We start from the raw sequence: 15434 nt of genomic DNA on the forward strand, positions 1-15434 counted from the left end.
GTCATGAGAAGAGTCGTATCCACCGCCGCCCTCGCGGCATGCACCGCCGTGCCCAATGTCCAGGCCCAGGAGGCCCAGGCGCGCGAGGCCGAACTGCCCAGCATCCGCGTGGAAGCCTCCAGCGACGCGGACAGCCTGCACCTGGACAGCCGCAGCAGCAGCGCCTCGCGGCTGGGCCTGACATTGCGCGAGACGCCGGCATCGGTCGAGATCGTGTCGCAACAGGCCATGCGCGAGCGCGGCGCCAGCACCCTCAGCGAAGCCCTGCGCGGCGCCACCGGTCTGGCCGGCGGCGGCCCGCCGTCCTCGCCCACCACGCTGTCCTCGCGCGGCTTCACCGACATCCTGTACCTGTACGATGGCCTGCGCATGTCGGGCGCGGGCTCGACCAACCGGGTCGAAGACACCTGGAACTACGAACGCATCGAGGTGCTGAAAGGCCCGGCATCGGTGCTGCAGGGCGACAGCGCCATCGGCGGCATCGTCAACTTCCAGACCAAGCGCCCCGATCGCGACAACCCGTCGCGCGAAGCGATGTTCTCTTACGGCAGCTACGGCAGCACCCGCACCGGTATCGGCCTGGGCGACAACTTCGGCGAGACCGGCGCCTACCGCATCGACTACAGCCACAACGACAGCCGCGTCGGCACCATCGACCGCAACAGCAACAAGCTCGACCACCTGACCACCGGCATCGCCTTCGACGTCGCTCCCGCCACCCGGCTGGACCTGTCGTTCGACTATTCGCGCGACACCGGCCACGCCTACTGGGGCACGCCGCTGATCCCGCGCAGCCTGGCCAAGGATCCCACCGGCGTGGTCAGCACGCCCGATGGCCGCGTGCTGGACCGCGCCCTGGCGCGCAAGAACTACAATGTGCTGGACGACCGCAACGAGGCCGAATCCTATTGGCTGCGGGCGCGCGTCACGCACCGCTTGACGCCGTCGTGGACGCTGCGCAATGAATTCGCGATGAACAAGGTCGACCGCCTGTGGAAGAACTCTGAATCGGCCACCTTCAGCGCCCCCGCGTCGATCGACCGCGACCAGACCATCATCACGCACCACCAACGCTATTTCATCGACCGCTTCGACGCCAGCCATGACGGCACCATCGCCGGCCTGCCGAACAAGTTCGTGATCGGCGGCGAACTCAGCAAGACCACGCTGGACAGCGAGCGGCGCTTCTCCAACCGCTCCGCCGCCACCGCGGACGCGCTGCGCGTCTCGCTATGGAATCCGGAGGTGGGCTACTTCAACGATGACCCGGCGCTGATGAGCGGCCCCGGCAACCGCACCGATTTCACCACCGACGTGCGCGGCGCCGCGCTGTTCCTGGAAGACTCGCTCAAGCTGACCGAGCGCTGGACGGTGGTGGGCGGCTACCGCTACGACCGCATCCGCGTCGACCGCGGCGTCACCGACCTGAATGCCGGCACCCGCAGCGCCTTCGGCACGCGCTACAGCGCCAATTCCATGCGCCTGGGCACGGTATACGACGTAACGCCGTCGTCGTCGGTCTACGCGCAGTACACCAATGCCACCATCCCGGTAGGTTCGCTGTTCCTGCTGTCGCAGTCCAATGCCTCGTTCCCGCTGGCCAAGGGCGAACAATGGGAAGCCGGCTTCAAGCAGAGCCTGGGCGACGTGGAATGGACCGCGGCGGTCTACCACATCAAGCTGGAGAACGTGCTGACGCGCGACGCCAACGACCCGCGCGTGACGGTCAACAATGGCCGCCAATCCTCGCGCGGGGTGGAATTGTCGGCCGACTGGCGCATCACGCCACAGCTGACGCTGTCGGGCAACATCGCCGCGCTGAACGCGCGCTTCGATTCGCTGACCGAGGCCGACGGCACCTCCCGCGTGGGCAACACCCCGCCCAACGTGCCCGAGCGCGTCGCCAACCTGTACGCCACCTACCGCTTGAAGGACGTGCCGATGGACTTCTTCGTCGGCCTGAACCACACCGGCAAGATCTACACCGACAACGCCAACCAGGTCCGCATCAACAGCCACACCACGGTGGACGCGGCGGTCAGCTACCGCATCCGGCCGGCGCTGATCACTTTCCGCGTGCGCAACCTGACCGACAAGCTCTACGCCTACTACGGCGGCCGCGCCACCAGCCAGGTGCTGCTGGCGCCGGGGCGCACGTACGAACTGGGCGCGACGTTCGAGTTCTGACGTTCAGCAGCCTTGCACCGCCAGCTTGCGCTGGCGCTGGTTGGCGGCGCGTTGCCACAGCACCAGCCCCAGGCCGGCCGCGGCGATCACCGCGCCGGCCACCGGCACCGCGGCGTAGCCCAGCCCGGCCGAGATCACGCCGCCACCGGCCGCCGCGCCCACCGCGTTGCCCAGGTTGAAGGCGCCCACGTTGACCGACGACGCCAGGCCGGGCGCGTCGGTCGCGGCGCGCATCACCCGCATCTGCAGCGGCGGCACCACGGCGAACGTGCCGAAACCGAAGATCAAGAGGCCGATCGCGGCGCCCACCGGGGTCTGCGCCAGCCAGGGGAAAGCCAGCAGGTCGGCGATCACCAGCACCAGAAAGGCGATCAGGCTGCCATCGAGCGAACGGTCGGCGAAGCGGCCGCCCGCGGTATTGCCTATGGTGAAGCCCAGGCCGATCAGCACCAGCATCGCCGTCACGAAGTTGGGCGATGCGCCGGTCAACTCCGCCAGGGTCGGCGCCACGTAGGTGTACAGCGTGAACATCGCGCCCGCGCCCAGCACCGTGGTCAACAGCGCCACCAGCACCACCGGGGTCTTGAGCACCGCCAGCTCATGACGGATATCCGGACGCCGGCCGGCCTCGCCGGCGGGCAGCGCGAACCACAGCGACAGCATCGCCACCAGGCCCAGGACCGACGTGGCGGCAAACGACATGCGCCAGCCGATCACCTGGCCCAGCCAGGTCGCGGCCGGCACGCCGCCGACGTTGGCGATGGTCAGCCCCAGGAACATGGTCGCCACCGCGCTGGCCTGCTTGTGGCGCGGCACCACGCTGGCGGCCACCAGCGAACCCAGGCCGAAGAAGGCGCCGTGGTTCAGGCTGGTCACCAGGCGCGCCAGCAGCAGCGTGGTGTAGTTGGGCGACAGCGCCGACAGCAGGTTGCCGAGCGTGAAGATCGCCATCAGCACGATCAGCGCCTTGCGGCGCGACCAGCGCGACAACGCCAGGGTCATCAGCGGCGCGCCGAGCATCACGCCGATGGCGTAGGCGCTGATCAGCATGCCGGCGCTGGGGATGGACACCCCCACGCCGTCGGCGATCACGGGCAGCAGGCCCATGGGAGAGAATTCGGTGACGCCGATGCCGAAGGCACCGACGGCCAATGCCAGCAATGGCAGGCCGGCTTTCACCGGCGGGGTTTCATGGGTAGACATACGGGTTCCTTGGTTGGGTGCGCCGACCAGGGAATCCAGAAGCGTCGCGGCGAAGGCCGGAGCGTGGGGCGGGTCTGATCGGAAGACAGGCGGCCAGTATGACGGGTATACCCTTACGGAAAAAGCGACTAAACGGGGAAAGACTTTTGACCTGGAGTCATGAATGACGTGGGGGGGGGTTCGAGAGAGGAACGCGCTCGGCCCGTCAACGCCACACGTTTTATGCGCGCGGATTGCACAAGAAAATTCCCGCTCGGTAATTCTTTCGACGGAAATCGCGTTGTTCATCAAGAAATTACCGAGCGGGAATATGCGTCGAGGACAACAGGGACCGATTGCACGATTCCATCCCCAACGAGGTAGTCCGGCCACAACCGCCGCTCGCCAATGAAAAAGGGCGCCCTCGCGGGCGCCCTTTTCCTGCCTTCGTACCGCCGCTTACTTCAGCAGCAACGCATTCAGCCGCTTCACAAACGCCGCCGGGTCGGCGATCTGCGCGCCTTCGGCCAGCAAGGCCTGGTCGAGCAGCAGGCGGGCCCATTGATCGAACTCGCCGTCTTCGGCGGCGCGGATGCGGGCCAGCAGCGGGTGTTCCGGGTTGATTTCCAGCACCGGCTTGACGTTGGGCGCTTCCTGGCCGGCCGCCTTCAGCATGCGCAGCAGGTGCGGGCTGAGTTCGTTCTGGCCCACCACCACGCACGCCGGCGAATCCACCAGGCGCAGCGTCACGCGCACTTCCTTGACCTGGTCTTCCAGGGTCTTTTGCAGGCGCTCGACGAGCGGCTTGAAGTCCTCGGCCACTTCGGCCTGGTGCTTCTTTTCTTCCTCGTCGGCCAGCTCGGCCAGGTCGAGGCCGCCCTTGGCCACCGACACCAGCGACTTGCCGTCGAATTCGCGCAGGTACGACAGCATCCACTCGTCGACGCGGTCGGACAGCAGCAGCACCTCGATGCCCTTCTTGCGGAAGATTTCCAGGTGCGGGCTGTTGCTGGCAGCGGCGAAAGTGTCGGCCGTGACGTAGTAGATCTTGTCCTGGCCTTCCTTCATGCGGCCCACGTAGTCGGCGAACGACACGGTCTGGGCCTGGTCGCCGGTGTGGGTCGAGGCAAAGCGCATCAGCTTGGCGATGCGTTCCAGGTTGGCATGGTCTTCGCCCGCGCCTTCCTTGAGCACCTGGCCGAATTCCGACCAGAACGTGGCGTAGTCTTCCGGCTTGTTTTCGGCCAGGTCTTCCAGCAGCGACAGGATGCGCTTGGCCGAGCCTTCGCGGATGGCGCGCACGTCGCGGCTTTCCTGCAGGATCTCGCGCGACACGTTCAGCGGCAGGTCGGCCGAGTCGATCACGCCGCGCACGAAGCGCAGGTACGACGGCAACAGCTGGTCGGCGTCGTCCATGATGAAGACACGCTTGACGTACAGCTTGACGCCGCGGCGGCCGTCGCGGTCCCACAGGTCCATCGGCGCATGCTTGGGCACGTACAGCAGCTGCGTGTATTCGCTGCGGCCTTCGACGCGGTTGTGGGTCCAGGCCAGCGGGTCGTCGTAGTCGTGCGACACCGTCTTGTAGAACTCGCGGTACTGTTCCTCGGTCACATCCGCCTTGTTGCGGGCCCACAGCGCGTTGGCCTGGTTGACCGTTTCGAGTTCGTCCTTCTTGACCTGCTCGCCCTTCTCCGAATCCCACTCTTCCTTGGCCATGCGGATCGGCAGCGAGATGTGGTCGGAGTAGCGGCGCAGGATCTCGCGCAGCTTCCAGCCGTTGAGCAGCTCGTCTTCGTCGGCGCGCAGGTGCAGCGTGACGTCGGTGCCGCGCGTGGCCTTGTCGGCGGCGGCGATGGTGAATTCACCCTGGCCGTCGGACTCCCAGCGGATCGCGTCGGTGGCGCCGGCGCGGCGGCTGACCACCGTGACCTTGTCGGCCACGATGAACGAGGAATAGAAGCCCACGCCGAACTGGCCGATCAGCTGCGCGTCCTTCTGCTTGTCGCCGGTCAGCTGCGAGAAGAACTCGCGCGTGCCGGAACGGGCGATGGTGCCCAGGTTGGCCACGGCCTCTTCGCGCGACAGGCCGATGCCGTTGTCGGAAATCGTGATGGTGCGCGCGTCCTTGTCGTAGCTGACGGTGATGGCCAGCTCGCCATCGCCTTCCAGCAGCGCCGGATTATCGATGGCCTCGAAGCGCAGCTTGTCGCAGGCGTCGGATGCGTTCGACACCAGCTCGCGCAGGAAGATTTCCTTGTTGCTGTACAGCGAATGGATCATCAGGTGCAGCAGCTGCTTCACCTCGGCCTGGAATCCCAGGGTTTCGGACGTGGCGGTTTGGCTCATCGTTGTATGAAAAGTCGGAAAATTAGGGACAAAAGAAAGCCGGATGGCGGGGCGCGCAGCCCAGGCGGTTTCCGGGAAACCCTGTTGTGATGGGGGCCATCCGAAATATTTCAAGACCGGGAAATCGCCGGCCCGCCCCAGCCCTGCCGGCGAACACGAAAAAAGGGGAACCGAACAGGCAAGGATGCGCCGCCCGGCACATCAGAACAGGGAGAGCAAGCCGCGGCGATAACGCGTCTTTGCCTCCAGCACCTCGTCGAACGCGGGCACGGCCAGCGTGCCGCCGTGGACCAGCTTGCGGATGTCATCCGCCTTGATCTGCCGGGTCTGCTGCGACCGCAACAGGAAATCCGCCGCCTTGTGGTCCAGGATGCGGTAGATCGGGCTGTAGATCAGCTGGGTGGCGCCCAACTCGTCGAGATAATAGAGCGCATCGCCGTGGCGCCAGACCGAACCGAAGCCGTGATAGACATCGCCCAGCTTGGTCCACTGGCCCGTCGGCGCGTCCTTCATGCGCAGGACCAGCGTGGAACGGGACATCAGGCCGCCCCCGCCGCGCGAGCGGCTCCACACCTCCTTGCTCTTGAGAAACAGCAGCTGCCTGCCGTCCCAGAACACGTACGGCGACAGCGCCGTGAAGCCGCCCGCCGCGAACGGATCGTCGCCGGCGCGCTCCACCTGGCGCTTCTCGCTGTCATAGAAGTAGATGCCGTCCTTGCTGGCGAACAGGGCGTGGTGCACGTGCCGTCCCGGCTCGTTCAGCAGCCGGTACGGCGCATGCGCCGCGTCGAACGCCAGCGCGCCCAGGTACACCATGCCATCGCGCCGGTCATAGAGATAGGGCTGGCGGTGCAGGTTGCCCACCATGAAGGTATAGAGCGCCGGATCATCCGACAGCGGCAATGGCGTTTCCCGGTAATACACCCGGCTGCCATCGGCGAAGAAGTCGTTGCCCGGCCGCGTTTCACCGCCCTGGATCGCCGCGATACGGCGCAGCCGCGACGGGTCCGCCCGCGGCATTTCGCGGCCCTCGTAGAACACGCGCGCGCCGTCGGTGGCCAGTTGGCGGTCGAGCAAAGGGCGATACGGCTGGGCGCTGGCCGGCAGGGCCAGGAACGGGTACAGGTAAGTCTGCGGCTTGTCGCCCTTGCCGGCGCGATACAGGATCTTCTGCCAGACCTCGTCCAGCCCGCCGAGGTCGCGGTTGAGTTCGGAAGCAAAGTCGCAGAAATAGGTGATGGCGCCGTCGCTGAAATAGCTGTTGCCCAGGTAGCGCGTCAATCCGGGCCGCATCCCAGGCAGCACGCGGTTGCCGCAATACACGTGGCGGCTGTCGCGCGCCGCCTGCCGGCCGTCGTAGCGACCGGTGTCGAACGTCTGCAGGCCGGCCGGGTCGGCCTCGGGCATCCGGTAATAGCCATTGCTGGGCACGGCCGCATAGACCTCGCCCTGGTAGCGCTTGTAGATACTGCTGCCGTAGGACTCGCCACGATCGATGGCGGCGAAATTGTCGCCGTCGTCGATCAACCAGAACAGCAGGCACAGCGGCAGGATGGCGATCAACAGGACCAGGCCGATCACGATCCCTCTGGTGCGCTTTTGCATCGATTCCCGGGCCGGCGGCCCCTGGTTGGCGGACAGGAATTCTATCAAGCCTCCTGGCGGCCCCGCGGCGGTCGCGGTGCGCCCGGGGGTCTTCCCCGCTAAAATCCCGCACTTTCCTCCCCTACCCCCGCCCTGGCCGACCCTGCCGCCATGCAACCCGCCTCCCTGACCCAACCCGCCTCCCACGGCGCGTCCGACGACGCCGAACCCCGCCACGACCTGGTCTATGGCCCGGACGACCGTCCCGCCGCCCCCGTCGCCTTCGTCGCCGCCCTGCAGCACCTGCTGGCCATCCTGGTCCCCATCGTCACCCCCGGTCTGCTGATCTGCCAGGCCCTGGACGTCAGCAGCCGCGACACCACCCTGATCGTGTCGATGTCGCTGGTCATCTCCGGCATCGCCACCTACGTGCAGTGCAAGCGCTTCGGCCCGCTGGGCGCGGGGCTGCTGATCGTGCAAGGCACCAGCTTCAACTTCGTCGGCCCGCTGATCGCCGGCGGCTCGGTCATGGTCAAGCAGGGCACGCCGGTCGAAACCGTCATGGCCGCGATCTTCGGGGTCGTCATCGCCGGTTCCTTCGTCGAGATGGGCATCAGCCGCATCCTGCCTTTCGTCAAGCGCCTGATCACCCCGCTGGTCACCGGCATCGTCGTGCTGCTGATCGGCCTGACGCTGATCAAGGTCGGCCTCATCAGCATGGGCGGCGGCTACAGCGCCATGGCCAAAGGCACCTTCGCCAGCGCCGAGAACCTGACGCTGTCGGGCCTGGTGCTGGGCACCATCATCCTGCTGAACCGGGTGCCGGTGGTGTGGATCCGCAGCACCGCACTGGTGCTGGCGCTGGCCGTCGGCTACATCGCCGCCGCCTACATGGGCCGCCTGGACTTCACCGGCGCGCGCGAAGCCGCCCTGTTCCAGGTGCCCATGCCGCTGCACTTCGGCCTGGGCTTCTCGTGGTCGCTGTTCGTGCCGATGCTGATCATCTACCTGGTCACCTCGCTCGAAGCCATCGGCGACGTCACCGCCACCAGCAAGGTGTCCAAGCAGCCGGTCGAAGGCCCGCTGTGGATGCAGCGCATCAAGGGCGGCGTACTGGTCAACGGCGCCAACTCGCTGCTGGCCGGTGTCTTCAACACCTTCCCCAGCTCGGTCTTCGCCCAGAACAACGGCGTCATCCAGCTGACCGGCATCGCCAGCCGCCACGTCGGCGTGTGGATCGCCGGCATGCTGGTCCTGCTGGGCCTGTTCCCCGCCGTCGCCGGCGTGCTGCAGGCCGTGCCCGAACCCGTGCTGGGCGGCGCCGCCATGGTCATGTTCGGCGCCGTGGCCGCCTCGGGCATCAACATCCTGGCCGGCATCCACCTGGACCGCCGCGCCCTGCTGATCATCGCCGTGTCGCTGGCCCTGGGCCTGGGCGTGTCGCAAGTGCCCGAGATCCTGTCGCACCTGCCGCACGCCGTGAAAAACGTGCTGGAATCGGGTGTGGCCACCGGCGGCATCTGCGCGCTGGTGATGAACTGGTTCCTGCCGGAAAAGAAGTGATCTGGCGGCCCGGCGCCCATTGCGCCGGGCCCTTGCCTGACAATTTCCGCCAGACCGCATATAATCGCGGTCTTCGCTTTACCCGCGACCGTCACCTGGACGGCTCCGCGACCAGCCTGCCCGGGTGGTGAAATTGGTAGACGCAGGGGACTCAAAATCCCCCGCCGCAAGGCGTGCCGGTTCGATTCCGGCCCCGGGCACCAGATTGCAAAAGCCGCGACTGCCATGCAGCGCGGCTTTTTGTTTGGGTCGGTGGCGCTATGCGTGCGCCGCGTCCTTGCCCTTGGAAACGGCCGTCAGCGATACTCCCAGCGCGTCCATCACCCGGCGCAACGTCAGGTAGCTCGGGTTGGCTCCCGGCGCGAGCACGCGGTAAAGGTTCGTGCGCGCCAAACCGGTCTCCTTGGCAATGGCTCCGATACCTCGCGCACGGGCCACATCGCCCAAGGCCTGGAGGAAGGCATCCGGATCGGGATCGGCCGCGGCATCGGCGAGATAATGCGCAATGGCCTCTTCATCGGACAGGTAGTTCACCGGGTCGAAATCACGCAGCTGAATCATTTGAGTGCCTTCCCTTTCAGTTCGCTCCACAGGCGTTTCGCGGTGACGATGTCACGCGCCTGGGACGCCTTGTCGCCGCCACACAGCAGTACATACACCACTAGTCCCTGGCGACGGTAATAGACCCGATAGCCTGTACCGACGTCGATCCGCATTTCACTGATGCCGTCGCCCACGGGCGCGACATCGCCGAAATTCCCGACCATCGCCCTGGCCAGCCTGCGCACGATGTGCGCCTTTGCACGCGCGTCCCGCAACTCCGTGATCCATCTTGAAAAAACGTCGGTTTCGCGGAACCTCAGCATCTCACCATTGTCGCTCAAAAGGGATAAAAACCAAACCAGCCGCGGCTGAAAAACATGCGGGAGCCTCCGAAGTAGGAAAGGACATGGTCACGCGCACGGCCATTGAAAGAGTAAGCTCCCCAACACGCACGGAGACCTCAACATGGACATTACGAGCACACTTTCGGCCGGGTTTCAGCACCTGAAGGGCGTGCCCTGACCATTGACTGCCGCCCTTCCTGATCCCGCGCTCCACGGAGCTAATCAGAAGAATTCACCTGATCCGACCGTACGATCATCGACATAATCGTCTGGCTCAGCCAGGGGTCGACATCCGTCGCGACACGCTTGCGCCTGGGCGCGTTGCCTACACGGAGGATCCCACCTTGCAGACCGCCTTCAAACTCGTTGCCGTGAGCAGCATCGCCCTCGCCCTGGCGGCGTGCGGCGGCGCCAAGGACGCCAACAAGAGCAACTTCAGCAAAGCCATCCAGGCCTACCTGGATACGCAGAACGGCATCTGCGCCGACCTCCCCGCGCGGGAACTGCCCTTCAGGCTGGAAAACCAGGACATGCTGGGCCGGGGTCGCAAATCCCGCGCAGACGCGCTTGCCGATGCCGGCCTGCTCAGCAAGCACGATACGGAACTCAAGGCGCTGTTCGGCGGCACCGTGCCCGGCACCGAATACGAGGTCACCGAATTGGGCAGGAAGTACCTTGGCGAGCGGCACAAGTTTGCCTTCTGCACGGGCTCGTACACCGTGGTCGACGTGGACAACTTCACGGAGCCCAGCGACATGATGGGCATGAAGGTCTCGCAGGTGAACTTCCACTACAAGGCGAAAGACACGGCCGACTGGATCAAGAACGACAAAGTGCAAGCCGCATACACGAACATGGCGGAAGAAGCGAAGGGCGACATCCGTGGCCACGCGGGGCTGGTGCTGACCAACGACGGCTGGCTGCACGAACGCCTGTTCAAGCGCTGAAGCGCAAGAGGGCCGCCCGCGTCGGAAAGGCCGCCCCTTACGCCACTTACCCCCTCACGCCAGGCGCACTCTCAATGCCGCCCCCAGCGCCCCTCGTAGTACACCCACTGTCCATGCCGCTGGCGCCACTCCGGCCCGTGATACACGTAGCCAGGCCGGGCCGGCATCCACACGCCACCAATCCAGGCATGGCGGCCGCCGACCCACTCCCAATGCCCCGGCGCCCACACGTAGCCCACGCGTGGGGGGGGCAGCACTTCCACGCGCGGCGGCGGCGGCGCCACATCGATACTGATGGCCACGCCGGCCCGCGCCACACCCGGGACGCTCAACGCCCCCAGGGACAGGACCACCACGGCGCCCGCGGCCATCGCGGCTTTGGCAAGATTCTTCATGATGCATTTCCCTCGCAGTCGCGCCCGCCGATGCGGACGCGGTAAGGCGAGTGTGCGCGCAGGAAATTATCGAAAGGGTTACGCGCCGGGGGCAGACGGTTTCAGTGGATTTCGCGCGGTGAGACGCGCCAAGGGACCTGCGGCCAACCCATCTGGCCCCGGTAAATTCCGCCCAGTGGATTTAAGGGGAATTCCCCGATTCTCCGCCCCGGGTCCGGCCGATACCATTCGCCGAATTTCCGCCGACCGGCGGACACGGATCAATAAGTTGCGCCCCCGCGCGGAGACACCATGAAAGCACTGACTACCGTCGCGGCAGGCGCCGCGCTCCTTCTCTCGTCGTGGGGCGCCAGCGCGGGCGTGACGTTCGAGAGCGTCAAGAACAAGGGCTTCGTGCAGTGCGGCGTGTCCACGGGCGTGGCCGGCTTCTCGGTCAACGACAGCAAGGGCGGCTGGATGGGGCTGGACGTGGACCTGTGCCGCGCGCTGGCCGTGACCATGTTCGGCGATGCCTCCAAGGCCAAGATCATGGCGGTCAGCGCGGTGCAGCGCTTCACCGCCCTGCAGTCCGGCGAAGTCGACGTCCTGCCGCGCAACACCACCCTGTCCCTGACCCGCGACACCACCCTGGGCCTGATCGGCGTGGGCGTGAACTACTACGACAGCCAGGGCATCATGGTGAACAAGTCGCTCAACGTGAAAAGCGCCAAGGAGCTGGACGGCGCCACGGTCTGCGTGCAGCCCGGCACGACCACGGAATTGAACCTGTCCGACTGGTTCCGCTCGCAGAACATCGCCTTCAAGCCCGTGGTGGTCGAGCGCCTGGACGAGATCATCCGCGCCTTCGCGGTGGGCCGCTGCGATGCCTTCACCGGTGACAAATCGCAACTGGCCGCGGCCCGCACCAACCTGGAGAATCCCGAGAAGTACGACATCCTGCCGGAGAACTTCTCCAAGGAACCGCTCGGCCCCATGGTGCGCCAGGGCGACGAGCAGTGGTTCAACGTGGTGCGCTGGACCATGTTCGCGATGCTCGAGGCCGAGGAATACGGCGTCACCTCGAAGAACGTGGACGAGATGCTCAAGAGCACCAACCCCAATGTGCAGCGCCTGCTGGGCGTGACCCCGGGCATGGGCAAGAACCTGGGCGTGGATGACAAGTGGGCCTACAACGTCATCAAGCAGATCGGCAATTACGGCGAGAGCTTCGAGAAGAACCTCGGGGCCACCAGCCCGATGAAGCTGTCGCGGGGATTGAATGCGTCGTATCGGAATGGCGGGCTGATGTATGGGTGGCCGGTGCGGTAAGACGGCCATCCAGCAGGACCAACGGGCGCGCGATGCGCCCGTTTTCTTGTGCGCCTTGCTGCCATCCATTCCAAGATGTAAGCGCGGTCCCGCCAGGCACCGGCCGCGTTCCCAACCCCGTTTATGATGGAGCGGTATCGAGTCCGCCCAAATGCGTTACTCTCCCCTCCCCGATCATTCCCCAGCAAGGAGCCACCACATGGCACAAGCCTCCGCCCGTCACATCCTGGTTTCGACCGAAGCCAAGGCCAACGAACTGAAGACCGCCATCGAGAACGGCGCCGACTTCGCGCAACTGGCCAAGGAAAACTCCAGCTGCCCGTCCAGCCGCGACGGCGGCAACCTGGGCACGTTCGGCCCGGGCCAGATGGTCAAGGAATTCGACACCGTGGTGTTCAGCGCCCCGGTTGGTGAAGTCCAGGGGCCGGTGAAGACCCAATTCGGCTATCACCTGGTCGAAGTCACCAGCCGCAAGGACTGATTCCGCCGCGCCAAGCTGCGAGGCCGCCGCCGGGCATGTCCGGCGGCGGCTTTTTATTGTCCGCGACCGACGCGGGGGTGTCGGACTGCATGTCGCTGCCGGCTGGAACGAATAGAGCCCCCCTGAAGACGCCGTTCCAGTTGCGCTTGAGCGTGGGCCCAACCGGAAATGCCATGCACCGGCAAGAGCCGGGGCGGTCGCAGCGGACCGTCCGCTGCGCCGCAGCACCGGATTTCCTATCAATTGATAATTTCTGTTCAGGTGACAGCCCTGCGGGGGTACGACAGAATGGCCTGCACCCGGAGGAGACAACCGGGGCCCCAAAAACCGCGAGGTGCCAGGCCCATGAAGCCGTCCCGAAACAAAGTCATCATCACCTGCGCCATCACCGGCTCGGTCCACACGCCGTCGATGTCGCCCCACCTTCCCGTCACCCCGGACCAGATCGCCCAGGCGGCGATCGAAGCCGCCCAGGCGGGCGCGGCCATCGTGCATCTGCATGCGCGCCAGCCCGACACCGGGCAACCTACCCAGGACCCTGCGCTATATGCCCAGTTCCTGCCGCGCATCAAGGAAGCGTCGGACGTGGTGATCAACATCACCACGGGCGGATCGCCGATCCTGCCGCTGGCGGACCGCATGGCGCCGGCGCTGCGCTTCAAGCCGGAAGTGGCTTCGCTGAACATGGGGTCGATGAATTTCGGGATGTACGAGCTGCTGGAACGCTTCAAGGCGTTCGAGCACGCCTGGGAACGCCCCTATCTCGAAGGCAGCAACGACCTGATCTTCAAGAACACCTTCAAGGATATCGAGCACATCCTGGCATCCTGCGGCGACAACGGCACGCGCTTCGAGATCGAATGCTATGACATCGGCCATCTCTACACCGCCGCGCATTTCGTGGATCGCAAGCTGCTCAAGCCGCCCTTCCTGATCCAGTCGGTCTTTGGCATTCGTGGCGGCATCGGCACGCACCCAGAAGACGTGATGATGATGAAGCGCACGGCCGACCGGCTGTTCGGCGCCGACTACATCTGGTCGGTGCTGGCCGCCGGGCGCAAGCAGACGCCGCTGGCAACGATGGCGGCGACGATGGGCGGCAACGTGCGCGTGGGCCTGGAGGATTCGCTGTGGGACGGGCCGGGCGAACTGGCGCGGTCCAACGCCGACCAGGTGCGGCGCATCCGCCGCATCCTGGAAGACCTGTCGCTGCAGGTCGCCACGCCCGACGAGGCGCGCGCGACCCTGCAACTGAAGGGCGGGCACGACGTCGCCTTCTGAGCGGCGGCGGGGCGTCCATATCAACAAGATCCGCGGGATCGAGGAGACACACATGAAAAAAACACTGTGCGCGGCCGCGCTGGCCGCCGTGCTGGGATGGACGGGCGCGGCGCAGGCCGATGATGGCGTGATCCGCATCGGCTTCATCACCGATATGTCGGGTCTGTCGGCCGACGCCGACGGCCCGGGCGGCGCCGAGGCCATCAAGATGGCGGTGGCGGACCTGGGCGGCGTGGTGGCGGGCAAGAAGGTCGAGGTTCTGGTGGCCGACCACCAGAACCGCGCCGACATCGCTTCGTCGCGGGCCCGCGAATGGCTCGACCAGAAAGGCGTGAACATGCTGATCGCCGGCGCGAATTCGGCGGCGGCGCTGGCCATGGCCAAGGTGGCCGAGGAAAAGAAGACGCCGTTCTTCGTGGTCAGCGCGGGCGCCTCGGAGCTGACCAATTCCCAATGCACCCCGTACACCGTGCACTATGCCTATGACACGGTGTCCCTGGCCCGGGGCACGGCCCGCGCCATGCTCAAGGAAGGCAACAAGGACTGGTTCTTCCTGACGGTGGACCACGCTTTCGGCCAGGCGCTGGAGCGCGACGCCTCGGCGGTGGTGCAGGCCGACGGCGGCCAGGTCAAGGGGCGCGTGCGCCACCCGCTGAACACCGCGGATTTCTCCTCGTTCATCCTGCAGGCGCAGGCCTCTGGCGCGTCGGTGCTGGGCCTGGCCAATTCGGCCAGCGACACGAGCAACGCGGTCAAGGCCGCGGCCGAATTCGGGTTGACGCCGAAGATGAAGATCGCCGGCCTGCTGGTGCTGATCACCGACATCCATGCGCTTGGCCTGCCGGCGGCGCAGGGCATGTACCTGACCACCGCCTGGTACTGGGACCAGGACGACGCCTCGCGGCGATGGGCCGCGCGCTTCGAGGAGAAGATGAAGAAGAAGCCGTCGATGCTGCAGGCGGGCGACTACTCGGCCGCCACGACCTACCTGAAGGCGGTGGCCGCCACCGGCAGCACCGACGGCGACACGGTGATGAAGTGGCTCAAGGCCAATCCGGTGAACGACTTCTTCGTCAAGGATGGCAGGATCCGCGCGGACGGCCTGATGGTGCACGACATGTTCCTGATGCAGGTGAAAACCCCGGCGGAATCGAAGGGGCCTTGGGACTACTACAAGCTGGTGGCGCGCGCGCCGGGCGACCAGATCTACACCTCGCCGGCGGAATCGACCTGCCGATTGATGAAGCCCTGATCCCGCGCCCCACTCCCG

13 protein-coding genes and 1 tRNA gene are annotated in these 15434 nt (G+C 66.0%); 8 read left to right on the top strand and 6 right to left on the bottom strand.

The features are described from left to right. Window positions 1-3: 3 nt before the first annotated feature. Window positions 4-2187: a TonB-dependent receptor gene (locus AC6CR5_RS17415; protein ID WP_058665649.1), complete on the top strand. Its 2184-nt coding sequence runs from the start codon at window positions 4-6 to the stop codon at window positions 2185-2187. A gap of 3 nt (window positions 2188-2190) precedes the next feature. Here AC6CR5_RS17415 and AC6CR5_RS17420 read toward each other — a convergent pair whose 3' ends face one another. The 3 genes from AC6CR5_RS17420 to AC6CR5_RS17430 form a co-directional block, all read right to left on the bottom strand. Next, the gene (locus tag AC6CR5_RS17420; protein ID WP_006385726.1) at window positions 2191-3390 is read right to left on the bottom strand and encodes an MFS transporter; all 1200 of its coding nucleotides are present in this window, start codon (window positions 3388-3390) and stop codon (window positions 2191-2193) included. Window positions 3391-3828: 438 nt separating this feature from the next. Then, complete coding sequence (gene htpG, locus AC6CR5_RS17425) at window positions 3829-5718, bottom strand: molecular chaperone HtpG (protein ID WP_045952967.1); 1890 nt, start codon at window positions 5716-5718, stop codon at window positions 3829-3831. 201 nt (window positions 5719-5919) lie between these two features. After that, window positions 5920-7323: a DKNYY domain-containing protein gene (locus tag AC6CR5_RS17430; RefSeq protein ID WP_058207648.1), complete on the bottom strand. Its 1404-nt coding sequence runs from the start codon at window positions 7321-7323 to the stop codon at window positions 5920-5922. A gap of 150 nt (window positions 7324-7473) precedes the next feature. On the opposite strand from AC6CR5_RS17430, the gene AC6CR5_RS17435 reads away from it, so the two are divergent. Both AC6CR5_RS17435 and AC6CR5_RS17440 read left to right on the top strand, forming a co-directional pair. Next, window positions 7474-8865 carry a nucleobase:cation symporter-2 family protein gene (locus AC6CR5_RS17435; RefSeq protein WP_024070521.1) on the top strand — a complete coding sequence of 464 codons (1392 nt, stop codon included), beginning with the start codon at window positions 7474-7476 and terminating at the stop codon, window positions 8863-8865. Window positions 8866-8983: 118 nt separating this feature from the next. Beyond that, window positions 8984-9068: transfer RNA gene (locus AC6CR5_RS17440), tRNA-Leu, on the top strand. 55 nt (window positions 9069-9123) lie between these two features. Here AC6CR5_RS17440 and AC6CR5_RS17445 read toward each other — a convergent pair. Together AC6CR5_RS17445 and AC6CR5_RS17450 are read right to left on the bottom strand one after the other, a co-directional pair. Then, on the bottom strand, window positions 9124-9426 hold the full coding sequence (locus AC6CR5_RS17445; RefSeq protein WP_026382508.1) for an addiction module antidote protein: 303 nt from the start codon (window positions 9424-9426) through the stop codon (window positions 9124-9126). Then, window positions 9423-9749 (bottom strand): type II toxin-antitoxin system RelE/ParE family toxin, encoded by a 327-nt coding sequence (locus tag AC6CR5_RS17450; RefSeq protein ID WP_316242798.1) that lies wholly within the window; start codon window positions 9747-9749, stop codon window positions 9423-9425. The genes AC6CR5_RS17445 and AC6CR5_RS17450 overlap by 4 nt, the downstream gene beginning before the upstream one ends. A gap of 347 nt (window positions 9750-10096) precedes the next feature. On the opposite strand from AC6CR5_RS17450, the gene AC6CR5_RS17455 reads away from it, so the two are divergent. Beyond that, the gene (locus tag AC6CR5_RS17455) at window positions 10097-10699 is read left to right on the top strand and encodes an SEN1982 family lipoprotein (protein WP_498084762.1); all 603 of its coding nucleotides are present in this window, start codon (window positions 10097-10099) and stop codon (window positions 10697-10699) included. Window positions 10700-10770: 71 nt separating this feature from the next. On the opposite strand, the gene AC6CR5_RS17460 is transcribed toward AC6CR5_RS17455, so the two are convergent. Next, window positions 10771-11094 carry a YXWGXW repeat-containing protein gene (locus AC6CR5_RS17460; protein ID WP_498084763.1) on the bottom strand — a complete coding sequence of 108 codons (324 nt, stop codon included), beginning with the start codon at window positions 11092-11094 and terminating at the stop codon, window positions 10771-10773. A gap of 291 nt (window positions 11095-11385) precedes the next feature. Between AC6CR5_RS17460 and AC6CR5_RS17465 the strand changes: the two genes are divergently transcribed. The 4 genes from AC6CR5_RS17465 (at window position 11386) to AC6CR5_RS17480 (ending at window position 15416) form a co-directional block, all read left to right on the top strand. Further along, complete coding sequence (locus AC6CR5_RS17465; RefSeq protein ID WP_006385707.1) at window positions 11386-12402, top strand: amino acid ABC transporter substrate-binding protein; 1017 nt, start codon at window positions 11386-11388, stop codon at window positions 12400-12402. 199 nt (window positions 12403-12601) lie between these two features. After that, on the top strand, window positions 12602-12883 hold the full coding sequence (locus AC6CR5_RS17470; protein ID WP_006385706.1) for a peptidylprolyl isomerase: 282 nt from the start codon (window positions 12602-12604) through the stop codon (window positions 12881-12883). Window positions 12884-13228: 345 nt separating this feature from the next. After that, window positions 13229-14164 carry a 3,5-dioxohexanoate:acetyl-CoA acetone transferase gene (gene kce / locus AC6CR5_RS17475; RefSeq protein ID WP_026382511.1) on the top strand — a complete coding sequence of 312 codons (936 nt, stop codon included), beginning with the start codon at window positions 13229-13231 and terminating at the stop codon, window positions 14162-14164. Window positions 14165-14216: 52 nt separating this feature from the next. Further along, window positions 14217-15416 carry an ABC transporter substrate-binding protein gene (locus AC6CR5_RS17480; RefSeq protein WP_058665645.1) on the top strand — a complete coding sequence of 400 codons (1200 nt, stop codon included), beginning with the start codon at window positions 14217-14219 and terminating at the stop codon, window positions 15414-15416. The last annotated feature ends 18 nt before the right edge of the window (window positions 15417-15434 follow it).

This window comes from Achromobacter sp. EG18, assembly GCF_059759395.1.